Source organism: Bacteroides sp. AR20 (assembly GCF_964250605.1).
Classification (GTDB): domain Bacteria; phylum Bacteroidota; class Bacteroidia; order Bacteroidales; family Bacteroidaceae; genus Bacteroides; species Bacteroides uniformis.
The window spans coordinates 73837-98966 of the sequence record NZ_CAXUGK010000004.1; the positions used below are offsets into that span (position 1 = coordinate 73837).

At 45.5% G+C, this 25130-nt stretch carries 21 protein-coding genes; 8 read left to right on the forward strand and 13 right to left on the reverse strand.

Annotated elements, in window-relative coordinates; all coding sequences use genetic code 11:
• Positions 1 to 171: 171 nt before the first annotated feature.
• From ACESTD_RS03630 to ACESTD_RS03650, 5 genes are all read left to right on the forward strand, one after another.
• Entirely contained in the window at positions 172 to 1692 is a 1521-nt protein-coding gene (locus ACESTD_RS03630; RefSeq protein ID WP_008665740.1) for a hypothetical protein, read from the forward strand.
• Between the two features lie 22 nt (positions 1693 to 1714).
• Positions 1715 to 4765, forward strand: coding sequence for a SusC/RagA family TonB-linked outer membrane protein (locus ACESTD_RS03635; RefSeq protein WP_373158687.1), 3051 nt, complete (start codon positions 1715 to 1717; stop codon positions 4763 to 4765).
• A gap of 13 nt (positions 4766 to 4778) precedes the next feature.
• Entirely contained in the window at positions 4779 to 6440 is a 1662-nt protein-coding gene (locus ACESTD_RS03640; RefSeq protein ID WP_055288498.1) for a RagB/SusD family nutrient uptake outer membrane protein, read from the forward strand.
• Positions 6441 to 6559: 119 nt separating this feature from the next.
• Positions 6560 to 8167: a glycoside hydrolase gene (locus ACESTD_RS03645; protein WP_005824217.1), complete on the forward strand. Its 1608-nt coding sequence runs from the start codon at positions 6560 to 6562 to the stop codon at positions 8165 to 8167.
• Between the two features lie 36 nt (positions 8168 to 8203).
• Positions 8204 to 10645 carry a sugar-binding domain-containing protein gene (locus ACESTD_RS03650; RefSeq protein ID WP_151882370.1) on the forward strand — a complete coding sequence of 814 codons (2442 nt, stop codon included), beginning with the start codon at positions 8204 to 8206 and terminating at the stop codon, positions 10643 to 10645.
• 322 nt (positions 10646 to 10967) lie between these two features.
• Here the strand turns inward: ACESTD_RS03650 and ACESTD_RS03655 are convergent, their stop codons facing one another.
• The 7 genes from ACESTD_RS03655 to ACESTD_RS03685 form a co-directional block, all read right to left on the reverse strand.
• Complete coding sequence (locus ACESTD_RS03655) at positions 10968 to 11441, reverse strand: HlyD family efflux transporter periplasmic adaptor subunit (protein WP_136009535.1); 474 nt, start codon at positions 11439 to 11441, stop codon at positions 10968 to 10970.
• 35 nt (positions 11442 to 11476) lie between these two features.
• Positions 11477 to 13678: a peptidase domain-containing ABC transporter gene (locus tag ACESTD_RS03660; protein ID WP_373158686.1), complete on the reverse strand. Its 2202-nt coding sequence runs from the start codon at positions 13676 to 13678 to the stop codon at positions 11477 to 11479.
• Positions 13675 to 15966 carry a carboxypeptidase regulatory-like domain-containing protein gene (locus ACESTD_RS03665; protein WP_373158685.1) on the reverse strand — a complete coding sequence of 764 codons (2292 nt, stop codon included), beginning with the start codon at positions 15964 to 15966 and terminating at the stop codon, positions 13675 to 13677. Before ACESTD_RS03665 ends, ACESTD_RS03660 begins: the two co-directional genes overlap by 4 nt.
• Before the next feature lie 12 nt (positions 15967 to 15978).
• Complete coding sequence (locus ACESTD_RS03670) at positions 15979 to 17298, reverse strand: radical SAM protein (protein ID WP_373158684.1); 1320 nt, start codon at positions 17296 to 17298, stop codon at positions 15979 to 15981.
• 90 nt (positions 17299 to 17388) lie between these two features.
• Positions 17389 to 17571 carry a TIGR04149 family rSAM-modified RiPP gene (locus ACESTD_RS03675; RefSeq protein WP_368661026.1) on the reverse strand — a complete coding sequence of 61 codons (183 nt, stop codon included), beginning with the start codon at positions 17569 to 17571 and terminating at the stop codon, positions 17389 to 17391.
• A gap of 45 nt (positions 17572 to 17616) precedes the next feature.
• Positions 17617 to 17976 (reverse strand): DUF3244 domain-containing protein, encoded by a 360-nt coding sequence (locus ACESTD_RS03680; RefSeq protein ID WP_373158683.1) that lies wholly within the window; start codon positions 17974 to 17976, stop codon positions 17617 to 17619.
• 165 nt (positions 17977 to 18141) lie between these two features.
• Complete coding sequence (locus ACESTD_RS03685; protein ID WP_373158682.1) at positions 18142 to 19923, reverse strand: tetratricopeptide repeat protein; 1782 nt, start codon at positions 19921 to 19923, stop codon at positions 18142 to 18144.
• A 389-nt stretch (positions 19924 to 20312) separates the two neighbouring features.
• Between ACESTD_RS03685 and ACESTD_RS03690 the strand changes: the two genes are divergently transcribed.
• Positions 20313 to 20450: a hypothetical protein gene (locus tag ACESTD_RS03690; protein WP_373158693.1), complete on the forward strand. Its 138-nt coding sequence runs from the start codon at positions 20313 to 20315 to the stop codon at positions 20448 to 20450.
• 97 nt (positions 20451 to 20547) lie between these two features.
• On the opposite strand, the gene ACESTD_RS03695 is transcribed toward ACESTD_RS03690, so the two are convergent.
• The 5 genes from ACESTD_RS03695 to ACESTD_RS03715 all read right to left on the reverse strand — a co-directional run bounded on the left by ACESTD_RS03695 (position 20548) and on the right by ACESTD_RS03715 (position 23868).
• The gene (locus ACESTD_RS03695; protein ID WP_005835105.1) at positions 20548 to 21321 is read right to left on the reverse strand and encodes a biotin--[acetyl-CoA-carboxylase] ligase; all 774 of its coding nucleotides are present in this window, start codon (positions 21319 to 21321) and stop codon (positions 20548 to 20550) included.
• Positions 21305 to 21661 (reverse strand): MmcQ/YjbR family DNA-binding protein, encoded by a 357-nt coding sequence (locus ACESTD_RS03700; RefSeq protein WP_373158681.1) that lies wholly within the window; start codon positions 21659 to 21661, stop codon positions 21305 to 21307. Before ACESTD_RS03700 ends, ACESTD_RS03695 begins: the two co-directional genes overlap by 17 nt.
• A 69-nt stretch (positions 21662 to 21730) precedes the next feature.
• Positions 21731 to 22096 carry a YraN family protein gene (locus ACESTD_RS03705; RefSeq protein WP_005835106.1) on the reverse strand — a complete coding sequence of 122 codons (366 nt, stop codon included), beginning with the start codon at positions 22094 to 22096 and terminating at the stop codon, positions 21731 to 21733.
• Entirely contained in the window at positions 22096 to 22941 is an 846-nt protein-coding gene (locus tag ACESTD_RS03710) for a S41 family peptidase (protein WP_022402295.1), read from the reverse strand. The genes ACESTD_RS03705 and ACESTD_RS03710 overlap by 1 nt, the downstream gene beginning before the upstream one ends.
• Before the next feature lie 21 nt (positions 22942 to 22962).
• The gene (locus tag ACESTD_RS03715; RefSeq protein ID WP_373158680.1) at positions 22963 to 23868 is read right to left on the reverse strand and encodes a BACON domain-containing protein; all 906 of its coding nucleotides are present in this window, start codon (positions 23866 to 23868) and stop codon (positions 22963 to 22965) included.
• A 180-nt stretch (positions 23869 to 24048) separates the two neighbouring features.
• Here ACESTD_RS03715 and ACESTD_RS03720 point away from each other — a divergent pair, with 180 nt between their 5' ends.
• Entirely contained in the window at positions 24049 to 24282 is a 234-nt protein-coding gene (locus ACESTD_RS03720) for a hypothetical protein (RefSeq protein WP_005824205.1), read from the forward strand.
• Between the two features lie 25 nt (positions 24283 to 24307).
• Entirely contained in the window at positions 24308 to 24742 is a 435-nt protein-coding gene (locus ACESTD_RS03725; RefSeq protein WP_080597314.1) for a nucleoside deaminase, read from the forward strand.
• Between the two features lie 24 nt (positions 24743 to 24766).
• Here ACESTD_RS03725 and ACESTD_RS03730 read toward each other — a convergent pair whose 3' ends face one another.
• Positions 24767 to 25066, reverse strand: a complete 300-nt coding sequence (locus tag ACESTD_RS03730) for a DUF4834 family protein (protein WP_005824202.1) — start codon at positions 25064 to 25066, stop codon at positions 24767 to 24769.
• Between the last annotated feature and the right edge of the window lie 64 nt (positions 25067 to 25130).

The following is a 25130-nucleotide window of genomic DNA, read 5'->3' on the forward strand; positions in this document are numbered from 1 at the left end:
TACAAATAAAATCTTTAGATGATGTGCACAAATCGTGCATTGACAGATTTATATGCCTTCTCTGCAAGATTTATACAGCTGTTGAATCGAAAATTGGCATATGTTTGCATTGCCGATTATTATAAATCGGAACAAAATGTACTTTTTTGTTTAACTTTAATAACAATATTTATGAAGAAGCATTTCTTTAACGCCACTTTCTGGGCGTTATTATCGCTGGCTTTATGGACTACTGGATGTAGTGACGATGACGGATACTCTGATGTAGACGGGCAGATTCCGACTATGACATTGGTGACGGATCATATTGAATCCGGTGCCGGCCATCGTTTTACCATTGAAGGTTCGTTGGCTGACCAGGATGGAATTGTATCCGTCAATCTGCAATGTGCCGATCTTTATCTGAACAAGACCATTGATTTGGTCGAAATCTATGGAGCTCCCCAAACGGAGTATGAGTTGAGCTATTCTTATGACCTCAAGCGTGATGAAATCGGTGAACGCTTCACCGTGAAAGTGACCGTAACAGATGCGGGCGGGCGTGAAGTGTCGCAGGATGTGTTGATAACGATGGATGGGGACTTTGAGAATCCTACATTTACAATTGCCCCTGGTAAGGAGGTTACCGTACTGATAAAGGATGAAACAAAGTTCAACCTGAATTTCACGGTGAAAGATGACCGCATACTGGATTATGTACTCATTGAGATTCCTGGGGTAGAAGGTTTTGAAAGCCGCCGTATAGAGGCTGGCGGGCAATCTACTTTGAGCTTTACGGAGAAGATTATTCTGCCTAATGAGGTGAAAAGTTACGATGTGACTTTGACGGCTGTGGATGCCAGAGGCAATCAGACAGTGACCAATAGTACCATCAGTGTATCTGAAATGCCTGACTTCCCCAAAATGTATCTGGCCGATGTGGCAACCGTAGAGGAATTGAACAGTGATATTTTCGGTGTACCGATGGTGATTAACCATACGGGCGAGTACCAATATCGTGCACGTTATTATAATAAAGCTGCCGGTACGGAAATTTTCTTCTTACCGCAAAAGACAGACTTTACTCCTATCTGTTTTGGCCTTGATCCGGAGGATAATACAAAACTGACGGATGACCCGGAAACGGCTAAACCTATTGTCTTGGATGAGGCTGGTGTTTATTATGAAATAGACATCAATGTGAAAGAGTCTACTTATAGTATGCGCACGTACTCGGTGACAGAGGCTACAAATCCGATGAAATATGAATATGGAAAGCCTTGTTTTGACCGTTGGGAGAATGGGGAATCGTTCATTGATTTCTATATCGGTTGGGGAGGTTCTCCTCAGGATGCGGGAAATCAGTTGTTTGCCCAGGATAAAAATAATCCTCATCTTTTCTATTATCCGGAAAATGGAACTTGGACGCTGGAAGCCGGTGAAGAAATGAACTTCATCATATCCAATTATCATCCCGACGGATGGTGGGATCATGTGGAATGGCGGTGTGACGACTCTCAGAATGTAGAGAAGTTTGGTTACTTCAGTAAGAAAGGGGATGTGAATCCTAATTGGGAAGGCACCAATCAGCGTTGGGAAGACGGCTCGATGGTAGGTGACAACTGGATGAAGCCTACGGTTACGGTGACCGGCAACTACCGCTTTGAGTTTGACGCGCATTTGGGTCGCGGCAAGATTGTGCCTGCTAATTAAAAAGTAACATTAGATTTAAGATATGAAAAAGCAAATTCTATTATTATGTCTTGCGCTGATAAGCCTTTGCGGTTATGCGCAGCAGATAACGGTTAAGGGTGTGGTGACTTCGGCCACCGACCAGCAGCCGTTGATTGGAACTACAGTTCAAGTGAAAGGTACCGGTACGGGTACAATTACCGGTATCGACGGTGATTATACATTACCCAATGTAGACAAGAATGCAGTGTTGGTATTCTCTTCTATTGGTTTTGAGTCTCAGGAAATAGCTGTAGGTGGACGTACTACGATTAACGTGGTACTGAAGGAGGCTGCGGAATTACTGGATGAAGTGGTGGTTATCGGTTATGGTGCTGTGAAAAAGAGCGATTTGACCAGTTCTATTGCTACAGTAAAAGGCGATGAAATCACTGAAACCGTGACCGGTAATGCTATGGATGCTTTGCAGGGTAAGGTAAATGGTGTACAAGTCACCAGTGGTGGTGGCCCTGGAGCTACTCCGAAGGTGCTGATTCGTGGTGTAACTACCGTAAACGGTACGAATCCGTTGTATGTAGTGGATGGTATGCCGGTAGGTGACAATATCAACTTTCTGAATAGTAACGATATTGCTTCCATGGAAGTATTGAAAGATGCTTCGGCTGCCGCTATCTATGGTACACGTGCATCAAACGGTGTCATCCTGATTACTACAAAGAAAGGTAAGACTGGTAAAGCCCGCATCAATTGGAATTCTTCTGTTGGTTTCCAGACCGTGGCCAAACCTAATATTGCCGGTGCGGCTGAATATAAAGAAGTGTTCAATACCCGTTATACGAATGATGCCCTTTCTTCTATCTGGAACGATACGGGTGCTACGACCAATCCCGGTGGTACAGACTGGTGGGATACTGTAGTCAATAAAACAGCTTTGGTGCAGAACCATTCACTTAGTGTTGCCGGTGGCTCAGAACAGTTTGTTTATAACTTTAGCGTGGGCTATTATCGTAACAACTCACAGTTTGATGTAGGTTATTGGGATAAGATAAATATCCGTCTGAATACTGAATATACATTTAATAAGTATGTAAAATTGGGAGTTGATATTGCTCCACGTGTCGAATCATGGGATGATACCCCAAACCAGTTCTCGGCAGCCATGGCTATGGACCCGACAACTCCGGTATTCCGTCCGCAGGACCAATGGGAGGATAATGAGTACAACAACTATCAACGCTCTTACAACAACCAGGAGTGGAATCCCGCCGGTTCAATTGCCCGTAGCAATGCTCATTCTCGCGAGTTGGGTGCCATTCTGAATACCTATCTGCAGGTAAACCCGATAGAAAAGCTGACGTTGCGCACCCAGTTCGGTGCCAATGCACACTATCGCCGTTCTGATTCATTCGTTCCGAAGTTCAATATGGATCCGTTGGAGAAACAAGACTTGAACGAAATCACCCGCCGCAATCAGGAGTGGTTTGACTGGAACTGGACGAATACAGCCACTTACATGGACACTTTCGCTGAAAAGCACAACTTGAATGTAATGGCTGGCTTTACTGCCGAACGTTTTGCATGGTACAATACTCAGGCACGGCGTGATAATGTTCCCAATAATCTGGACCAGATGCAGGAAGTGAATGCCGGACAGCAGGGTACGGACGAGGCCAACGGTGAAACCACTTACAATACACTGGTTTCTTTCCTGGGCCGTGTCATGTACAACTACGATAACCGTTACTACATTTCGGCATCTCTCCGTGCCGACGGTTCCTCCCGTTTCCCGAAGGGCAGCAAGTATGCCCTCTTCCCGTCTGTTTCCGCTTCCTGGCGTGTCATCAGTGAGGCATTTATGCAGGACCAGGACATCTTCAGTGACCTGAAGCTTCGTGGAGGCTGGGGCCGTGTAGGTAATCAGAATATCAACAATAATGCTACCCTTACTTTGTTGAGCGAAACCCAATACTATTATGGCAATACGTTGGCAAATGGTTACTTCGTGTCTACAGTAGGTAACAACCAGTTGAAGTGGGAGACTGTGGAAGATTGGAACGTAGGCGTGGATATGTCATTCCTTGATTCACGTTTGGGTGTAACATTCGAATATTTCCAGAAAAAGTCCATTGACATGCTCTACCAGAAACAGAACATCCTCTCTTTGGGATATGATAACTGGAACAGCCAGATTTGGATGAACATCGGTAGTATGCAGGCCCGCGGTTGGGAAGTGGGACTTACCTGGCGCGATGAAATCGGCAAGGATTTCTCTTACGATCTTGGTCTGAACCTTTCTGCCGTGCGCAACAAGGCCATCAAGTTCTCGGGCGACGGTCCTATCAATGTCGGTGGATTCAATAGCGACCAGATTATCCGTAACGAAGATGGTGGTTTTATCTCCCGTTTCTACGGTTACGTGGCCGATGGCTTGTTCCAGAATTGGGAAGAGGTGTATGCGCACACTGACGAACACGGAACACTGATTCAGCCCAATGCAAAACCGGGAGACATCCGCTTCAAGGACCGGGACCATAACGGAGTGCTCGATGCCAATGACAAAGATTATATCGGTAATCCTTATCCTGATTTAATGATGGGTCTGAATATTGGTATGCGTTATAAGAACATTGATTTTGCAGCCAATTTCTATGGTACGTTCGGTAATGATATTTACAATGTCACCAAAGGACGGTACTCCGGTTCAGGTGGACAGAATGTCTGGGCAGGTACACTGGAGAAAGCATGGCATGGCGAGGGTACCGGCAATGATATTCCCCGTTTGTCGAGCAATGACTTGAACCTGAACTATAGCCGCGTTTCCAGTTTCTATGTGGAAGATGGTTCCTACTTGCGTTGCAAGCTGTTGCAGATAGGCTATACGCTTCCTAAGAAATGGGTTGGAGGTGCTGACTTGCGTCTTTCCTTCTCTGCACAGAATCCGTTTACCATTACCGGTTATTCGGGAATGGACCCCGAACGCCCGATGGTTGACGGTACTACCGACAGCTCTGGCAGTGCCATCAATACCGGTATTGACAACGTGGCTTATCCTAATCCGAGAACATTCTTGTTTGGCATTGACTTCAAATTTTAATTCTTGATTATCCATGAAACGAATATTTACAATAGTAGTTCTGATTGCTTCGCTGGTGTTTACCTCTTGCGAGGACTTCCTGACGGAAGACGTACGCGGGCAATTGAACGTGGACACTTATTATAAGTCCATAGAAGAGTGTGAATCCGCAGTCACGAGCTGTTATCAGGCCATGACATATGGAGGATGGTGGCAAATCAACACCGTGTGGTTACTTTCCGAAATGTGTGGAGATGATGCCTGGATGGGGAATACCTCTCAGTCTCAGAGTGATTATATCTCATTGGCGCATTATCAGGGAAACGGTGCCAGCAATGGCCCTATCTCCAATTTTTGGCAGTACCGTTACAAAGGTATTTTACGTTGTAACATAGCCATAGATCGCATTGCGGCTCTCGAAACCCAAGAGACAGAAACCAGAGACCGTCTGGTGGCAGAAGCCCGTTTCCTGCGTGGCTACTATTACTTCGAACTGGTGAGAAATTTTGGCGGGGTGCCCTTGATGACCAGTTTCCAAATGCCGGAAGAAGTGGAGGGAACAGAACGTGCTACGGCAGAAGCCGTGTACAAATTCATAGAGGATGACCTGATGGCAGCTGCCGAAATACTGCCGCAACGCAGTACTGCGCAAGTAGGGCATGCTACCCGTGGCGCCGCTTTAGGATTATTGGGTAAAGTGTACCTCTATCAGGAGAAATGGCAGGCTGCCCATGATGTGTTGAAGACTGTGATAGATGAAGGCGAATACCAATTGCTTCCCGATTTCGGGCAGGTATGGAATGTCGACTATGACAACAGTGCGGAGAGCCTTCTGGAAATCCAGTATGAATATCATCCCACTTTGGGCTTAGGAGGGGCGCTTGCTACGGTAACCGGTGCCCGTAATGGTCCTGGTGATGGTTGGAGCTGGTGTCAGCCTACGGCAAATTTGGAGCAAGCTTATATTGAGGCCGGTGATACGGAACGTTTGAAATGGACAATAATCAAGTCGGGCTGTACAGAAATTGCCGGCGAAGACCAATTCGAAGATTTCATTGACGCAAGCAAAGCGTTGAATAAGTATCAGGAATATCTTGATAAATATGGTTGGGACCCCAATTGCTATATTATCAATCCCGCTGACCATAAGTCTGCGCGTATCATCCGCAAGTATTTCCTGCCGATGAAATATCGTGCTCAAGGCGATGCAACGGCTTACGCCACGGACAAGAGTCCTTTGAATCACCGTATTCTGCGTTATGCCGATGTCCTTTTAATGTATGCTGAGGCTTGCAATGAACTGGGTGATGACGCTTCTGCCCGTGATGCTCTCAATCAGGTGCGCAGACGTGCCAAGTTGGATGACGTTACGGCAAGTGGAAAGGCATTGCAAAGTGCCATTCGCCTGGAGCGCCGTTTGGAATTGGCTTTCGAGCAGAACCGTCTGTATGATATCCGCCGCTGGACTGATACAAATGGTAAAAAGATGATTAGCAATATCCTGGGACCGAACGGTTCCTTTGTGAAGTGGAACACTGAAGAGGCTACCCGTGACGCTCTTGAGTGGGAAAATCAAGGTGAAGCAAGTGACAAAGGCATCACTTTCAATGAAAACCGCGACATGGTGTTCCCCATTCCTTTGTACGAAATCACGATGTCCAACGGTTCCATTACCCAGAACCCAGGTTGGAATTAAACACATTCTGATGAAAACAGATTGTTGCAGGAACTGATTATTCAATAGGTCTTTATATTCTGTCGCGGATAGTTTGCAATGGATTATCCGCGGCAGTTTTTTTAATCCGAAACAATATCATGAATTTGAGACACATTTTTATTCTTCCGGCACTGCTTGCTGCAATGGCTTGCAGCGACGATTCTCCCGTTACGCCGGATACTCCAGACACTCCTGAGGGTCCGGACATTACAAACAGCGTAGAGAAACTGGTGAGCATCGATGCCGGACAGACTTTCCAGACAATAGCCGGCTTTGGCGCTTCGGACTGTTGGTCGCCTGCCTTTGTGGGCAAGTCATGGACTTCGCACCGTGCGGGGATTACGGAACTGCTTTTTTCTTCAGAGATTGTGGGCGGCAAGCCGAAAGGAATCGGCCTTTCCCAATGGCGGGTGAATCTTGGTGGCGGCAGTGCCGCGCAAGGTGAAGCCAGCGGCATCGAGGATAAATCCCGTCGTGCGGAATCCTATCTTACGGATGACTTGACGTACGACTGGACCCGTTGCGAGGGACAACGTTACTTCATGGACCGTGCCAAGGAGCTGGGATGTAACAATTTCGTTCTTTTCAGCAATACACCTCCCGTGCAGTACACCTATAATGGAAAAGGATTTTCCGCCAGAGGGGGACTTTCCAATCTGAAACCGGAGCATTATGGTGACTTTGCAGGATATATGGCCGATGTAGCGGCCCGTTATACCGGTGAAGGCTATCACATAAGCCATATCTCGCCCGTCAACGAGCCGCAGTACAACTGGGACAGCGGTCAGGAGGGCAGTGGCTGGACCAATGACGAAGTGGCTGCACTGGCACGCGAGTTGGATATGTCGTTGGATGACCGGGGGCTTTCCACAGACATTCTCTTGGGCGAATCCGGTGATTGGGAGTATCTGTATAAAGTGAAAGGCGATGCCAACCGCAGTAATATATTCTCAGCTTTCTTTACACCCGGCTCTTCCGCCTACGTGGGTGACTTGGCACACGTGAAGAATCTCATTTGCGGACACAGCTATTGGACTGACGGCACATGGGACGGTATGCGCAACGTGCGCAAGCAAGTGGCCCAGGCTGCCGGTCAGTATAATCTGGATGTTTGGCAGAGTGAATGGAGTATGCTGGGCGATAATTACAGCAGTTCCGAATTCGTGGGCTACGAGCAGGCTTCTGAGATGGATATCGCTTTCTACATGTCGAAGGTCATCCACAATGACCTCACTGTGGCTGGGGTGTCTTCCTGGAGTTACTGGACATCGATGGATGTTTCCCGTTGGGGGCATAAGAACCGTTTTCTCTTGATTTCGCTGGTACCTGCCGGTGGCGAGTATGGTGATATAGAGCAGGAGGGAAGCTATCAGGCTACTGCCACTCTTTGGGTACTGGGCAATTACAGCCGCTTTATCCGTCCGGGATACCGCCGTATTGCCCTCGACTTGAACGAATCGCGTACTTTTTTCGGTTCCGCCTGGCTTTCTCCCGAGGGGGATAAGGTAGTGGCCGTCTATACAAACATGTCTGATAAGGCGGTTCGCTTAGGTGAAACGCATGTGGGATGGAGCAATGAAGCGAAGTCAATAGCTACTTATACAACTACCGGTAGCAAGAATCTGGTGGAAGGAACGGTGGCGGCAGGCAAGCAGGTGATTCTGGAAGCCAAGAGTGTGACAACCGTGGTGTATAGCCTGAAGTAAGGAATTAGTTTAACTTCAAAGAAAATCTATATGAAAATGTATTTTAAGAATAACAGGACTGCTCTTGTCTTTTTGCTGGCAATGCTGGTCGTTGCTCCGATAAAGGCGCAGGTGGCATTTGGCGATGCCGCAAAATTCAATGACGGATGGCTGTTCCGGCTGACGGACGACTCGGCTATTGTCCGGACTGACTATGACGACAGCGAATGGCGGAAGCTTTCTTTGCCACACGATTGGTCCATAGAGGGGCAATTGTCGCCCACACTGGCCAGTTGCACCGGGTACCTGCCGGGTGGGATAGGCTGGTATCGCAAACACTTCAGGGTTGAAGACAACGCAACACGTCATTATATCTATTTCGAAGGGGTATATAACCGGAGCGAGGTTTACCTGAACGGGCATCTGCTTGGCAGGCGCCCCAACGGCTATGTATCGTTTCTTTACGACATGACCCCTTACCTGAAGGAAGGCGACAATGTGCTGGCTGTCCGTGTAGACCATAGCCGTTATGCCGATTCACGTTGGTATACGGGGTCGGGCATCTATCGCGATGTATGGCTGGTGGCTGCTCCCGATACACATATTGCGCAATGGGGTGTGGGCTGGCATGCCGCTTCGCTGACAGACAAGCAAGCCGTCGTTGCGGTCGATGTAGAGGTGGAGAAGCACAAGGCAACTTCCGACAAACTGGAACTGAAGGCTTCACTGTACGATACTGCCGGAAAGCAGGTGGCACAACGCCGTGTGCGTGTTGCCGATGGAAAAGAGGGCATTGCCAAGCAAAGTCTTGACTTGAAAGTGTCCAAACCCCATCGTTGGAATCTGGATAATCCGTATCTGTATACATTGAAAACCGAATTGCTTGCCAATGGCAAACGCATTGACGGCAGTGAGACCAAAGTGGGACTGCGTACGCTGGAATTTGATGCCAACAAAGGTTTTGCCCTCAACGGCAACTGGATGAAGGTAAAAGGTGTATGCCTGCATCATGATGCAGGAGTGCTGGGTGCAGTAGTGCCGCCGGAGGTATGGGAACGCCGCCTGAATAACTTGAAAGGGATTGGCGTAAATGCCATCCGCATGAGCCATAACCCACAAGCCCCCGTTCTTTATGAACTGTGTGACCGCCTGGGATTTCTTGTAATGGATGAAGTCTCTGACGAATGGGAGTTTCCGAAACGCAAATGGGTACAAGGCTGGAATGTGGGTACTCCGAGTTATGACGGTACTTTCGACTTCTTCGAGGAGTGGATAGAACGGGACGTAACCGATATGGTACGTCGTGACCGCAATCATACCTGTATTTTCTTGTGGAGTATCGGCAATGAAGTGGATTATCCGAACGACCCTTATTCGCATCCCGTTCTTGATGGAGCTAAAATCAACCAGCCTATGTTCGGGGGCTATAAGCCGGATGCTCCCGATGCCATGCGCATCGGAACCATAGCAAAGCGTCTGGCTGCCTGTGTACGTGCCGTGGACACTTCCCGTCCCGTGACCGGAGCTTTGGCGGGGGTCGTGATGTCGAACGAGACGGAGTATCCCGATGCTGTGGATGTGGTGGGGTATAACTATACGGAAAACCGCTACGACCAAGACCATGCCACTTATCCGGACCGCATTATCTATGGAAGCGAGACGGGTTCGGGGCTTGATGCCTGGTATGCCGTCCGCGACAAGGATTTCATCTTCGGGCAGTTCATCTGGACCGGTACGGATTATCTGGGTGAATCGGGCAGATGGCCGTCCCGCGGTTTGTACACGGGTTTGCTCGATTTCGGAAGTTTCCCCAAGCCACGCGGACATTTCCGGGCTTCGTTGTGGTGCGAGAATCCGGTCACGTATGCAGGAACATATCCGGTATATGTCCATCCCAAGCATCCCGAGCATGTATTCCTTTCGCCTGATGCATGGGACATCTGGAACTATGACGAGGGGCAGAACATACGTGTGGTGTGTTATACCAATGCTCCGCAGGCGCGTTTGCTGCTCAACGGCAGGGTGGTAGGCGAGATGAAACCTTATGATGAAAAGACCGGCATCATCTACTGGGATATTCCTTTCCGGGCTGGTGAGCTTCGTGCTGAGGGCTGCGATAAGGAAGGAAATGCCTTGTCGAGCTATTCCATCCGGACATCCGGACGTCCTTATGCCATCCGTGCCACGGCGGATCGCACTATTTTGTCCGGCGACCGCGCCACTGCGCACATAACCGTAGAGGTGGTTGACGAAGAAGGTACTGTTGTGAAACTTGGCGACAATGAAATTACGTGTACAGTTGAAGGAGCGGCGCGTCTGCTTGGGCTCGAAGGCTCTGACAACAGTGACATGAGTGATTATACCGATAACCGTCACCGCGTATACCACGGGCGTTTGCTGGCCTATATACAGACTACCGGAGGAGAGGGACCGGTTAAAGTAAAGTTTGCTTCCCCCCTTCTGAAAGGAACTGAAGTAAAGTTTGAAGTAGGGCAGTAGTGAATAGGCTGTCGGGATATTCTTCTTTAGTTAACAGTAGCTTAATCTCCCTCTTGAAGTATGGATTGCGCAAGTAATAAATTTATTACTTGCGTAATCTATGTTTTTTATAGCTTTGCGCAAGTAATAAAAAGGGGAACATGAAAACAGAGATTGTAGGGCGCATTAGGGAACAAAAAGCCTTGATGGAATATATGGATTCCAAGGAGTCTGAATTTATAGCTATTTATGGATGTCGTCGAGTAGGGAAAACTTTTGAGTTTGATAACCTCTACCGTGCCCTTTTTAAATATTCCGAGAAATATTGTGGAGGCGTAGCGGTCTATTCCCATATCCTTTTGAGCAGAGTCTTTTCGGACAAGATGACGGAAACTTTCCCTTTCATGCCTTGCTGCATAAAAGGAGCTTCTTGCAATGACAATGTAAAACAGAAATAGTTGTTCCCCCCGTCGCGGCTGATTATCCGGGGAGAGACGTTGGTGACGGTTCCTTGCAGGTAGCCGTATTCCTTGCTTGTATATCCTTCCAGTTCTATTTCGGCTTTCATGCCCGGATTGATTTGCGTGATGCAGGCATATGGCAGTTCTGCGGTGGCGATGGCCTGCCCATTCCGGATGCCTGTCAGTGTGATGTCCGTATCTGCCGTTTCGGGGTAGGGCACGAATGCCGCTACGGCCAGCAGCAGTGCCACGATGAGGCCGATAATGCCGATTCCGCTGCGCACTAGCATCGGGGGGACCTGCCCGATGATTCTCCGTACCTGCTCGCTTCTGAGCTCTATGTCTTTGTTCTCCATACTGTTATTCTGTAATTCATGCTGTCTCCCATGCGCTAACTGCCCAATTCCAATTGGTTTTTTACGAGGTTATAATAAGCTCCCCGGTTGGCTATCAGTTCCTGGTGCTTTCCGGTTTCTATGATTTTTCCTTGGTCTATCACCACTATCCGGTCTGCATTTTTGACGGTACTCAGGCGGTGCGCCACTACGACTACCGTTTTCCCTTTGTAGAATTCCATCAGGTTTTCTACAATCGCCCGTTCATTGTTGGCATCCAGTGCATTGGTGGCTTCGTCCAGAAAGATGTACTGCGGATTCTTATAGACGGCGCGGGCTATCAGTATCCGTTGCTTCTGTCCTTGGCTCAGCCCTACGCCGTCTTGTCCTATCAGGGTGTTGTATTTTAGGGGGAGGCGCATGATGTAGTCGTCTATGCGGGCGATACGGGCGGCCTCTGCCAGGCGCGTCTTGTCTATTTCCCCGTCGTCCACGGCAATGTTTCTGGCGATGGATTCGGAGAAGATTACCCCGTCCTGCATCGCTACGCCGCATTGCCTGCGCCACCACTTCAGGTTGAAGCGGTTGATGTCTGTGCCGCCGATAGAGATTTCTCCACCCAATGCCTGGTAGTAGCCCAACAGCAACTTGATGATTGTCGTCTTTCCACTTCCGCTGGTGCCCACGATGGCAGTCACTTTCCCTTCGGGAATCTCAAAATCCACACTGTCCAGTGTCTTGTTCAAGGCGTGCGGGTCGTACTTGAAGTCCACCATTTTCAGCCGTAGGCTTTTGTTTTGGCTTTGAAAGGCGGTGAGGGCATTCGTGTCGCTTTCCTCGTTTTCCATCTCGTGTATTTCGTTGATACGTTCCAAACTTATCTTCACGTCCTGTAGAGAGTAGATAAAATTCATCAGCTGCTCGATGGGCGAGCTTAGTTGCCCGATGATGTACTGCACCGCCAGCATCATACCCAACGTCATTTGCCCGTTTATCACGGCGGTTGCTGCCACTACGGTAATCACTATGTTCTTTATTTCGTTGATGAAGATGCTGCCTGCTTCTTGTGTTTGTTGCAGTTTCAAGCTCTTCATGTTGGCTTCGAAAAGTTCGGCCTGCACGTCTTCCCACTCCCAGCGGCGGCGCTGTTCGCAGTCTTGCAGCTTTATCTCCTGCATGGCGGTGATGAACTGGTAGGTCTTGTTGTTGTTCTTTGCCTGCTTCTCGAAGTAGAGGTAGTCTATCTGCTTCCTGCGTTTCAGGAAGAGGGCAATCCAGGCGGAGTAGGCGATGCTGCCTGCCAGAAAAATACAGAATATCGGCAGATTGTAGCATAACAGCACGGCTCCGAACACAATGAAGCTGAACAACGAGAACATCACGCTGAGTGTCTGCGTGGTAAGGAACTTTTCCACCCGATTGTGGTCGTTCATCCGTTGCAGCAGGTCGCCCATCAGCTTGGTGTCGAAGAAGGACATGGGCAGCTTCAGCAGCTTGATGAAGAAGTCGCTGACCAGCGAGATGTTTATCCTCATGCTGATGTGTAGCAATATCCACCGACGTATGAAGTCCACTGATGTGCGGCTGACGGTCAGCATCAACTGTCCGATAAGTATCAGATAGATGAAATTCAGGTTTCGGTGCTTGATTCCTACGTCCACAATGGCTTGTGTCAGGAAGGGAAAGATGAGTTGCAGGACACTGCCAATCAGTAGTCCCAGGATGATTTGCCCGAAGTAACGGCGGTACTGGCGGAAATAGCCGAAGAGGAAGGAGAAGGAGCGCTTTTCCGATTTGTGCTCCTCCTGCTTTTCGTAGAAGGCTGGGGTGGGTTGGAGGAAGAGGGCGATGCCAGCTTCTTCGTTCTTAACAAATGTATTAAACCAATTTTCTTTAAAATCTTCTTCCGTGTATTTTAGCAATCCTTTTGCTGGATCGGCTATATAGTAAATATTCTTCTTCTTTCGTTTTTTTATATCACATAATATGATAAAATGTTTCTGATTCCAATATAGGATACAAGGCAATGAAGCTTCTTTTAATTGGGGAATTGTTACCTTTCCCACTATTGTATGAAATCCCAATTTTAAAGCAGCTTCATTGATGCTGCGTAATGATGTTCCTTCCGTAGTTGCAAAACAGTATCGGGATATTGTTTCCAATGAATAGTTTGTTCCAAAGAAATCGCATATCATTTGTAAGCAGGCTAAACCGCACTGCATAGAGTCGTACTGTTTATGGAGTGGGAATCTCATCATTCTTTCAATAACTGTATGTTCGGTTTTTCTTGTTGCAGATATTGGCTTTTTCTTTTTGGGGCTTTATGTTTCCATACATATTGAACGGTGAAGTAAAGCATTTTGTCCCGTTTGGGGTAATCGTAATTTATGTAACTGTGATAATCCAACCGGGTATCGTCAATAGAGTAAGCATATTCATAAGGTTCTATCATATAGCGCATGCCGATTCCTACGTTCCAATTGGTATTTATACTCCAGTTAAGTACCATTCTGCAATCGGTAGAATTCTTCCTTTTGGAATATTCCTCATGAGAATAGGGCTGGAAGCTGATGGAACCGTTCAACGAAATGTTTTTATAATAGAAACGCCAATTGGGGTAAATGCTTATCCAGCTTTTTGTGGTATTTTCAAAAAAGCACCTACGGTATCTTCCCATCAAGCCGATATGCCCTACATTTTTTATATTGTATCTGGCACTGAGCGTGGCGATAAGCTGGGACTCCCTTTTCTTGTTTTCGTAAGTGTAGGCATAAACCTCTCCTTCCTTCCGGCCTATTCTTTCGTATATATCCATATATTGGGCATAGCAGATGTCGGGTTCTATATACCACGCTCCTTGTGTGAACCGGTAGGCTACTCCACTCTCGATGGTATAACTTGGCTCAAGGTAGGGGTTTCCTTTGATGACCTGAAGGCTGTCTGTGGAGGTGTTGTACGGGTTCAGCAGGGAAATGGAGGGGTTGGATGTATATCCCCTGACGTAGCCTTTAAGCAGATGATGCTTTCGGAATGAGTAGCTTGCATTTCCCGAAACTCTTATCTTGTAGTATTGATTCTTGATGTCTTCTATTTTATTGTAATGACAATCTAATCCCAACGATAGCATATACGAAAAAGGTGTTTTTGCACTGCTGTATGTGGAATATAGGTATTCGTTCCAGCTTCGGTAGTCGAAAGTATTGCTGCCTGCGGTCGAAGTGTTGTCCAATTTCCCGTTTATATAGTAAGTGCCACTTCCTATTGTCAGTTCGTTTTTGTTGTCCCATTTCTTTTGGTATTCGGCTATGTAACTGCCGGTCTGATAAACCATTTTATAGCGGTTCTCATTGGAATAGTTGTAATTGTCAGAAAATTCATGGTTACAGTTGTTGTCTTTATTGAGGCTGTAACTGTAACTGAGGGTACTTTCGAGCAGGCTTTTCTCGTTCAGTCGATATTGGTGCAATACTTTTCCGGCATAGGTAATGGGACGGTTGTGGGTTAATCTCCGGACATCATATTCATAGGAAGTCCCTTTTTGTGAGATACTCCCTTCTCCCCACTTTCTTGTTTTTGTGTTACTATAATCGGCATATAAACTGTAAGAGAGATAGTTTTTAAGATTGGGCACAAAGTCTCCCCCTATGTAAAAGGCGGCATTGTGCGAATTGTGCCGGGTATTTGCGCTGTAGTCTTTGTCTGTTTCGGAGTAATGCTGTTCTCCGTATTCATTTCCTTTTTCACGGTTGGCTCCCGACCAGAACAAGATGGTATAGAAAGAGAATTTGTCGTTCCCAGTTTCAAAACTTCCACTGTGAGAGTTTGTCACCATTCCCGGATGGACGTCATTGTACAGATTCAGCAGCTGGTAAGTCTGGCTTCTTTTTTTGAGTTTTATATTGAGCACCGTTGTATATCCGTCTTTTAGATATTTGACCGGTGGATTTTCCATTATTTCTATACTTTCCACTTCTTCCGGGTCAATGGATTCTATGGAGGTGTCCCGTTGCATATTATTGACCAATATGATTACATTCTGTTCATCAGCGGTCTTTATTTTCCGCATGGATAAATCCACCTTTAAATTGGGTATTTCTTGCAAGGCTTCGTAAATGCTTTTCTCTTTCCTTGCATTTCCGGACAGATGAAAAAGGGTGCTTTGGGCATTGGATTTTATGACGTTGCTACGGTCTGCGGTTATTACGACGTTGTCCAAATTCACATTTTTTATTGGGTAAAGAGTATGCTCTAATTCCTTATCGCCGTTCAGGTAGATAGTTCCGTTCACGCTTTGGTAATTGTCATGGAAGATGTAATATGTGTACTCTTTTTCCGGTAGCTTTCCAAATATGTATTGCCCGTCTTTATCTGTGAATGTCTGATGTGAAGAGGAGTCGGACATCGCTTGAATCCGTATGGTTGCGTGTTCAACTCCTTTTCCAAGGGTATCTGTTACGATGCCTGAAAGCTGCCGGAGGTTTTGTCCATTGGCTGAGTGAAAAAACAGGCATGATATAGTAAGGATAATCAAGAACGTTTTATTCATGATTTGTTAACGTTAAGTAAAAGAGATGGGTTGCTCATTGCCAAATATTTTGCGGGATATATATTCATTGTTGAAACGATATGTAATATATTCGTCCATGGTGATTTCCATTGTTTTTAGCGGACACATCTGTTCTGCTTTATTGGGGTGTTCCAATATCTTTTGTTTGCAGAGTCCCCAACATTGTGGTAATAGTTTGCATCGGATACATGCTGGATCATCGTATGTGTTGATAGTAGCTCTTCTTTCCAGCTTGTTCAGTTCCCACTCTATGCTTCCGTCCGTAGTCAGTACCCCTTCTTGGTGAGTGTCCGTGAAGTCTCTTCCAGTGCAATTATAAACATTTCCATCATAGGATATGACCACATTGTTCTTTAAATCCATGAGGCACGAGTAGTTCCGTCTGCCGAAATTGAGATATGACAAACGGAAATTTAATCGTAACATGTCATTGATGAATTCTTTGAGATAAGTACCTGTCGTATAATCGTCTGATGCTGTGGTTTGCCATACACGCTCCAGATGAATCCTTATCTTCTTTCTCTCTACATCTTGTATATCATTTATAACAGAATTCAGATGCTTGAATGTTTGATTGTCGAAATTTATTCTTAAATTGATGCGTGAATCATAAGCATTGGTTAGGTCATGAATAGCTTTCATTACTACATCATAAGTGCCTTCTTTAAACTTCGGTGATTTTTTGATGGAATTGTGCTTTTCTCTGTATCCGTCAATGGTTATCTGGAAGGTGGCATTTAGTTCGGCCAATATAGGAATGATGTCTTCTGTGATGCAAGTTGCATTTGTGACAATGGAAACTTTAATATCCTTGTTCATTGTCTTTGCATAATCTTTTATTTTAAACAGCAGAGGTGCAACTTCTTCTTTAAAGTACAGCATGGGTTCGCCGCCAAACAGAGAAAAATGTATGACGGATATGTCTTCTCTGTTTAGTAGATTTTGTGCATATCTGAATACTTTGTCTTGTTGCTGACAAGATAGATGACTGCCTACAATATGCTTTTCGAAGCAATACCAGCATCTTACATTGCAGTCTAAAGAAGGAAGAAAAGTCAGGTTAAAAGTACCGGAGCTTTCGGTTTTATGGTATTCTTGTATGAGATTACTATATTCATCTACATCGTTTTCTACAATAAAGCCGTTTCCTTGTAAAGCTTTTAAAGTGGTTGCGCTAATCTTGTCATATTTGCCATTTTGTATGAGGTCATAGGTCTGGCAATTTGTCACCATATAGTTGTCATGGTATGTGTTGAACCATAGTATGCCTGCATTGCATGGCGTATACAAATTGTAGTAACTGCTTTTCATTGGTATATGTAAATTTGAAGTTGACAAAAAGGCAGAATATAGATAATTAGTTCATACTATTTTATACTATATTCTGCCGTTCTAAGAGTTTTAAGTATGCTCTATACGATGTGGTGGCATAGTTGGTTTGCTTGCGCTGCAGCAATCACCGCAATTGCAATCACAACCGTTATTCATGTAAACATCTTCATTGGCTCCTCCTTTTAGTAGGGCCATTTCTTCCTCCTTAAGCTGTATGACTTCAAGGGGCAAAGTAAAATTTAGTTCATTCATAATCGTTACATTTTGAGTTAATAATTATTGGGATAGCTATCACTTTTAGTCAATAATGAAGTCTCCGTAAAAAGAATCTTCTCCAATTTTGAATTCAAGGATATATTCTCCTTCAGGCAAACCGTATACTTCGAATGTATGGCATCGCGAAGGTGCCGTGTCATTGTAAGTATAAACAGTATTACCCATACTATCTTTTATAGACGCATGAAAGTCCATAATTGCTACATTTGTATAGATACGAATCGTATTTCCGTCAATAGTGGCGGTAGGCTCCAAAGTGATGGAGCGATAGTCTTTAACCCTATCCTCTGGATAATTTCTATAAAGTTCCACAACGACTTCTTCAGCCAAGCTATTTATACAAAATAGAAAAGAAATGCAAGTAAGTAGTAAATGTCTCATTTCAGTTTTTCTTTTTAGTTCTATTCGCAAAACAACTCCCTTTTTGTGTTTTACGAAAGAAATGAAGCCTACAAAAACTGTACAATTCAACTATACTGCCTACAGAGAGTGTACAAAATAACTACATGGAGTGTACAAAAAGTCTACAAAAAACGTATAACTTGCTTAAAGTGAGAGGATAAACGTATCCCACTTTTTGGGATCTCCCTTTTGCTGAAATACTTTCTCATAGAGCCTTCTTCGGGTGGCTGTGATGGATTCTGCACTATGTCGAGTGATTATAGCCATATCAACGGGCGGTATTCCTATCTTGATGAGAAGACAGACATGCCATTCGTGTTCATTGAACCGATGTAGTCTTTTCAGGTTTTCAGAGAAACCCTTGTAGGCGGAGTTTATGCCTTGTTCCAGCAGTATCCAGTCTTGGGCAAGTTGCTCTTTTGTTTCTTTCTCTTTTGGGCTTTGGGGAATATTGTTTTTGGAATGGGCCAATGTCCTGAAATGTTTATAGATGTCCGATTTCAAAAAGGCGGCTTTTGCTTTCTCGTGTTCGTCCCATTCCATTTCTGCCTGCTTGTTAGTGTGGAATATGATCTCTTTCTGCTTTTGTAACTGAGATTTCAAGGTGGTGTTTTCTTGATTGACTTCGCCCAACTGCCTTTCTAATTCTTCAATTTTCAGCTTGTTCTCTTCTATGAACCGTGCGCTTCTCTGATACTGTTCTTCTTTCAGCCGGTTCAGCCGTTCTATCTGCATCTGGTATTCAGCCTTTTTTCGCTTGCTATACTGTATATAGATAGATATGGTAGCTAAAACTGTCAGAACGGCAACCGACAGAATACAGAAAATGACTATCTGCTTGCGCTCATTTTCTGTCTTTAGACGTTTGTTTTCCTTTTCGCGTATCTGATAGTTGTAGAGGGAGTTCAGACGGCGGATATTCTCGGTATCGGTGATTTGGTTGATGGAGTCTATGTAGTGTTCGTATAGGGATAAGTGCAGGGCGGCTTCTTGCAGGTTGCCGTATGTCAAGGCTATTTCAGCCAATCCCTGATGGGCGGCTTTCTTGGCATATACAGTGCCGAAGTCCAGCAGTTCCCGATAATAGTAAGCAGCAGAGTCAAGTTGCCCGGTCTTGTGATAGAGTTTTGAAGCTATGGAAAAGATACCGCTTCTGCTTGGTTCATCCATATTGTTAAGAGATGGTTGCAGGGCTTTTTTCGCTAAGGCATATTTCCCTTGTTCAATGTAGAGGCTTGCCATCTGGTTTTGCACCATGTCTGCAAGCTTGCTATTTCGTATGGCAGTTGCCAGGTCATACGCATTTTGATAATAGTATAAGGTGCTGTCTGTCTGTTCGTAACAACGGTATTCATAAGCAATGTCCCGTAAAATAAAAACCATGCTTGAGCTGTCTTTTAAGGCTTCATCACATTGCTGTGCCTTTCTATACATCCTCATTGCTTCGTCATGGATTTCTTGATAGGAGAACAGTGTCCCCATCTGGCTGTAAATCTTGCTTTTCAACTGATATCCTTCGTTTTCAGGTAATGCCTCCGCAGCCTTTTCAAAGTAATCCAGTGCCTGCGGTGCATCTCCCAAGTCACGATACACCCGTCCGGCATAGTAGTAAGCTTCCGGCAGATGTCGTTCATCGTCTTTCTCTATATAATAATGTAATACGGGTAGTATCAGGCTGTCCGACGTATGGGGTATGTATGCCTTGTCGTTTGCCTTGATGCAGAGCAGCCGGTAATACATCTGCGTGGTTTCTGGTTCGGTCTGCAGGGTGTTTTCAATGTTTTTCAGCAAAGCAATGGCACTGTCCGGGCATGCATTCGTCAAGCTGTCCGCAATAATCAGTGACTGTGGATAGGGCTTGTGTCCGCAGGCGCAGAAGCCCAATAGGACAAGGATAAGAAATAACGCCTGTGTCATTACTTTCATGTGGGCAAATATAATGTTTTTTTGGGGGTTCTTCCGGAAAATGCGTAGTTAAATGAGAAATTATCTGTGTGTACTTCAGTTATCAATTATTCGAGTTTCAATGCCTCACATCCTTCACCTTTTCTGCATATCGACCTATCCATCGGATTTTCCGGTGAAACTTCATGCACTTTTCCGCATCTGTATTTCCAGCGTGTTCCATCTATATACGGAACGCGTTGCATCTATAGTTCCAACGCGCTGCATCTATAGATGCAGCATCCTGCAAATATATATGCAACACGACACATATTTATGCAGATTTAGGCTTGACGCCTTTCTCGGATGAACCTTTTTTGCACTACTTCTTCTTCTTTTTGCTTCGCCTATTCCGTAGATTTTCAATATCTTTGTATCGCCGCCGTCGCGAAGTCGGTCGGCTGAAAGTGAAACGTGCCGTTGGCACTACGCAGCTGCACAAGATTGTAGTGGTGTACAAAGGTATGGACATGCCGGTGTGCGAGGAGGTGTATGAACTGACTGTTTAAGGGCTATTTCGTAGCATTTTCCTTCAACTTGTTGAGCGATTCCATCCGGACATCCGGATGTCTTTATGCCAATGCGATGGCACGGGTTGTACATTTCTTACAGAATGTATTGCACTTCCTTGAACAGATATTCCCGTTCACTTCCTCCTTCATCCTCCAGCACGAACCGTCCGTCTTGCTCTACACGCAGCAACCGGGCAAGGAACTTGCCGTTGGCATCTTCATAAGGGTGCAATCCCCGGCGACGGAAAAGGGAGCGGGCATACCGTGTGGATATCTCGTCGGAGTAGACGGCGAAGTCCTCCATTTGGAGGCTGTTGTAGTAGATTTGTACACGTCTTAGGATATGGGCAAGGATTTCATAACGGTCGTGCTCCTTTCCGGTGATTTGTTTCAGTGAGACGGGGTTGGGAGCATCACTGTTGAAGACTTCCTGGTTGATGTTGATGCCGATTCCGGCAATGCTGCGCCTGATATGATGTCCGGAAAGGTCGTTCTCTATCAGTATGCCGCAGATTTTCTTGTCTTTCCAATAAATGTCGTTCGGCCATTTGATGGTGATTTCATCAGACCATCTGCTCAGCTCTTCCTTAATGGCGAGGGAAACGATTTGTGAAAGGATGAACTGCCGGCGGGCTTCCAGAAAAGAAGGGTAGAGTACAAAGCTGAAAAGCAGGTTCTTGCCTTCTTCAGCTTCCCAGGTGTTGCCGCGCTGGCCTTTACCGGCAGTTTGGAACTCGGCAGTCACGGTTGTTAGTTCGGCAACGGATTCTTGCAACTGGTTGCAAAGCTGGCTGAGGTATTGGTTGGTCGATGCCGTCTCGTCCAATGCCACCAGCGGGAACGGGAATGTGTCAGGGCAGGGCTTCATATTCGGTACGCATTTTTTTGGTGAACTTCTTCAATACTTCTTCCACGGAGTGGTCTATCAGTTGCTTCAACAGTTTGTCGTCGACGTCACCGTCAAGGAGCACCTGGTTCCAGTACTTTTTGTTGAAGTGATAGGCACCTTCGATGGCAACATAGTGCTCCCGCAGTTCGAGTGCATATTCGGGGTCGCATTTCAGACAAATCTTGTTGGCGCTTTCCAGGTCGATAAGTGCAAACATTTTATTCATGACTTTCATCACGAGCGAGTATTCGTCAAACGGAAAGCATTCCGTGACGGCTTTTTTGCTGAGGCAATATTCGCGGGCGGTTTCGATGTCCATGATGGTATTTACGGTTTTACGGTTTACAATTTACGATTGAAATAACTCTTGCTTGTCAATTTTCAACTCTCAGAACATCGGCGGATAGAAGGCTTCTTTGAGATGCTCTATCCTGAATGCACCCGGTTCGCCTACAGCCGTTATGATGTCGAAGCGGACGGGTGCATCCAAGCAGAAGTGCTTGATATAGGCATCGGCCGCTACGACAATACGTCGTATTTTCTGCCAGTTCACGGCATCCTGCGGCTCAATGTAATCCGTATTGCTACGGGTTTTCACTTCCACAATAATCAGTTCCTTATCTTTGTCGGCTACAATATCCAGCTCAAGGTGATTCTTCCGCCAGTTACGGTCACGTATGGTGTAACCGTTCTGTTCCAAGTATTTGGCAGCGGCGTCTTCACCGGCTTTTCCAAGAATATTGTGTATTGCCATTATTTCGGCAATTTAATCATGCCTTCATGTCCTCGTCGGTAGATGGCAGGGACCTTCAAGGCTTTGCCTCTCATCAGGGTTTCTGCACTGCGTGTTGTGGGTACCGGAGCCTGACCGGTGATTTCCTGGATGGCACGGGCATATAGGAACTCTTTATCCGAACCATAGTCTCTGTATATGTAATATCCGTCTCCTCTGCCGTAAGGGTCGTTTTCATCTATTTCGATGTCAGGTGTGAACCCATTTTCATAATCTCCAACACCTTTGGCATTATAGATCTGGAAGGTAATGGGAACTACTTCGTAGACATTATTTCTTATGGTATATTCTACTGGTTCCATACCTACATTCTTACCGGTAGTTCTTTTACCTATAAGTGTTACTTCTACATCTATTCCCTTTAGAGAATTGATGACAAGTTCACTGGCTGATGCTGTTCCGCTACCTACGATACAATAGACGTGCTGAAGGTTTAAGGCACCTGCTGATAGAGATGTAGCCAGATTCTCATAGTTGGAATATGCAAACAATTCTTCCTCACGTTTATTGTTGCGTTTTTCCATTCTTTCTTTATTATATCTCAGGCTTGTAAACACCTTGCCTTCAGATTTTGCGCCGGCTATACAAGTTGCTATTAGGTTGGCTGATATAACGTGGCCACCTCCATTGTAACGTAAATCCAAAATTAGGTCAGTGATATTCTGGCTTTTGAATTCTTTGAATACATCGAATAATTCTTGGTCATATCCAGCCTCAAATCCAGAATAAACAAGATAGCCGATCCTGTGCCCTGGAGTTTCTTCTTCTGTTGTCACTTTGCTGAAAAGAACAGGATTGCAGTACATGGCTTCGGAAGATATGTCTTTTTACTGGGTACCTCCCTCCATATCCTCCTCTGTAATTTTCAGACTGAAAGCCGAAGCAGGTATCAGTAAATCTAGGTAATGTTGCCAATAATTATTCATGGTTAACTTCTCTCCGTTTATTTGCATGATTGAGGAACCTCGTTTAATACCTGCTCGTGCTGCCGGTGAATTGGGATAAACACCTTGTACAAAGAAGTAGATAGTGTAATTATCTTCACTTCCAATTGCGCGGACGTCTGCTCCGGTAATACCGAAACTATAGGTTTGTTCTTTTTTTACCCATTGAGTGGAACGGGTTGAACCGATGGGATTTTTTTTCTGTATGTATGAAAAGAGAGTATATTTCCCATCAGCAGTAGCCTTTTTATCCAAAGTATTGGTAGTCATACTTCCCAATGCATCATAGAAGAAGTCTTCATAGCCTTTGTTATGGTCAAGATTCAACGTTTTGTATTCATCGTTCCAGAGATACATTTCCCTCAGATATTCATCAACTTTTGCGTTAATCTCCATATCTTCAGTGGTTTGGGGAACACTGGTCCCCTTTTGTGTAACTTCAAAACTTGCAGGAGAATAGCCGTCTATATTAATGGAAATTCTGGCTGTCCGGTCGGTGGTGGAACTTGTACTTACAGATAATTTCAAGGTGCTTTGTCCTTTTGTACCCGAGGTCGTATTCAGTTTGCACCAATCCGCTCCTGAGGTGACGGAAGCTACCCATTTGGCTGCAGCATTGAAGCTTACAGACAACTCATTATCCTGGCTGATCTCCAGGGATTTTCCCTCTGTCCAACTCTGATTGGTTATGCCGGTATTAAGTTTATTATCGTCATCGTCACTACATGAGATAAAACTTATACTGAACAATGTGAGTAGAAAGAAACTAAGATAATTTACATGTTTCATACCTTTTAAATTTAGAACTCTCCAAAAATACGTTTTTAATTACTAAATTAAAATGTTTTTAAGAAATACTTTAAGTTTACCGGTCAAAAAAATATTTCAGTGCTATTTAAGTGTTTCCGATATAAAAATTACGTAGGTTCGTTTTGTTTTTACAGAAGTAAAAGTAATTTTGCAGGAAATATGAGAAAGAGAGATAAAACGTGTGCGAAAGCAACGCCCGAAGAACCGAAACGCGAGCAGCGCATGGTATGCCTGATGAGCGAGGAAGAGCAGCGGATTGTGGACCGTTATCTGGAGAAATACAAGATAACGAACAAGTCGCGTTGGCTGCGGGAGACTATTCTCATGTTTATCCATAAGAATATGGAAGAGGATTATCCTACTTTGTTCGGTGAGCACGACATGAGGAGGTGAAAATTAAAAATTAAAGGGGGTGGCGTTGGACGATAGCTATTATATGAAGCAGGCGCTTTTGGAAGCCTATAAGGCCGGTGAACGGGGAGAAGTTCCCGTAGGTGCAGTTGTGGTGTGCAAGGACCGTATCATAGCTCGTGCCCATAATCTGACGGAGACTTTGACGGATGTCACCGCCCATGCCGAGATGCAAGCCATTACCGCTGCCGCTGCAACTCTTGGCGGCAAATATCTGAATGAATGTACTCTCTATGTCACAGTGGAACCCTGCGTGATGTGTGCCGGTGCCATTGCCTGGGCACAGATGGGGCGTCTGGTGTTTGGCGCCGAAGATGAGAAAAGAGGGTATCAGCGCTATGCCTCGCAGGCATTGCATCCCAAAACACAAGTAGTAAAAGGAATTCTGGCAGATGAATGTGCCGCCCTGATGAAAGAGTTCTTTGCCGCCAAGCGCAAATAATCTCTAATCCTTTATCCCTAATCCCTACTCCTTGATTTCTTCAAAATCCACATACTCTCCCTCGTCTTTGGAGAACAGTTTCTTGTGGCGGGGACGTATTTCACCTTCTTCAGTTTGTGCCTCCTCAGACGATTGTCTATTATCATTGTAGGAATACCCTCCCGGCTGGTAATTACCATTTCCTTTTTGGTAGGGACCGGAGTTGGAGGAAGTACGGCGTCCGCCCAATCCGAATATGTTCCGGATGACAGTACCGATAATGCTGAGGCCAATGAGCAGAATGGCAATTATGATGATGAATAAAAATCCTAAAATATGAAACATGGGCTAATGTCTTTTTATGTGTTCGTTTTCTGCGAACTTCAATACAACAACCGTGCCAAAGATT

Coding starts and splice junctions, on each gene's coding strand:
- ACESTD_RS03630 (WP_008665740.1), top strand. CDS start 172: ATGAAGAAGCATTTCTTTAACGCCACTTTCTGGGCGTTATTATCGCTG.
- ACESTD_RS03635 (WP_373158687.1), top strand. CDS start 1,715: ATGAAAAAGCAAATTCTATTATTATGTCTTGCGCTGATAAGCCTTTGC.
- ACESTD_RS03675 (WP_368661026.1), bottom strand. CDS start 17,571: ATGAATGAACTAAATTTTACTTTGCCCCTTGAAGTCATACAGCTTAAG.
- ACESTD_RS03665 (WP_373158685.1), bottom strand. CDS start 15,966: ATGAATAAAACGTTCTTGATTATCCTTACTATATCATGCCTGTTTTTT.
- ACESTD_RS03640 (WP_055288498.1), top strand. CDS start 4,779: ATGAAACGAATATTTACAATAGTAGTTCTGATTGCTTCGCTGGTGTTT.
- ACESTD_RS03650 (WP_151882370.1), top strand. CDS start 8,204: ATGTATTTTAAGAATAACAGGACTGCTCTTGTCTTTTTGCTGGCAATG.
- ACESTD_RS03695 (WP_005835105.1), bottom strand. CDS start 21,321: ATGAAGCCCTGCCCTGACACATTCCCGTTCCCGCTGGTGGCATTGGAC.
- ACESTD_RS03680 (WP_373158683.1), bottom strand. CDS start 17,976: ATGAGACATTTACTACTTACTTGCATTTCTTTTCTATTTTGTATAAAT.
- ACESTD_RS03715 (WP_373158680.1), bottom strand. CDS start 23,868: ATGAAACATGTAAATTATCTTAGTTTCTTTCTACTCACATTGTTCAGT.
- ACESTD_RS03645 (WP_005824217.1), top strand. CDS start 6,560: ATGAATTTGAGACACATTTTTATTCTTCCGGCACTGCTTGCTGCAATG.
- ACESTD_RS03730 (WP_005824202.1), bottom strand. CDS start 25,066: ATGTTTCATATTTTAGGATTTTTATTCATCATCATAATTGCCATTCTG.
- ACESTD_RS03660 (WP_373158686.1), bottom strand. CDS start 13,678: ATGATGAGATTCCCACTCCATAAACAGTACGACTCTATGCAGTGCGGT.
- ACESTD_RS03685 (WP_373158682.1), bottom strand. CDS start 19,923: ATGAAAGTAATGACACAGGCGTTATTTCTTATCCTTGTCCTATTGGGC.
- ACESTD_RS03720 (WP_005824205.1), top strand. CDS start 24,049: ATGAGAAAGAGAGATAAAACGTGTGCGAAAGCAACGCCCGAAGAACCG.
- ACESTD_RS03670 (WP_373158684.1), bottom strand. CDS start 17,298: ATGAAAAGCAGTTACTACAATTTGTATACGCCATGCAATGCAGGCATA.
- ACESTD_RS03700 (WP_373158681.1), bottom strand. CDS start 21,661: ATGGACATCGAAACCGCCCGCGAATATTGCCTCAGCAAAAAAGCCGTC.
- ACESTD_RS03655 (WP_136009535.1), bottom strand. CDS start 11,441: ATGGAGAACAAAGACATAGAGCTCAGAAGCGAGCAGGTACGGAGAATC.
- ACESTD_RS03710 (WP_022402295.1), bottom strand. CDS start 22,941: ATGTACTGCAATCCTGTTCTTTTCAGCAAAGTGACAACAGAAGAAGAA.
- ACESTD_RS03705 (WP_005835106.1), bottom strand. CDS start 22,096: ATGGCAATACACAATATTCTTGGAAAAGCCGGTGAAGACGCCGCTGCC.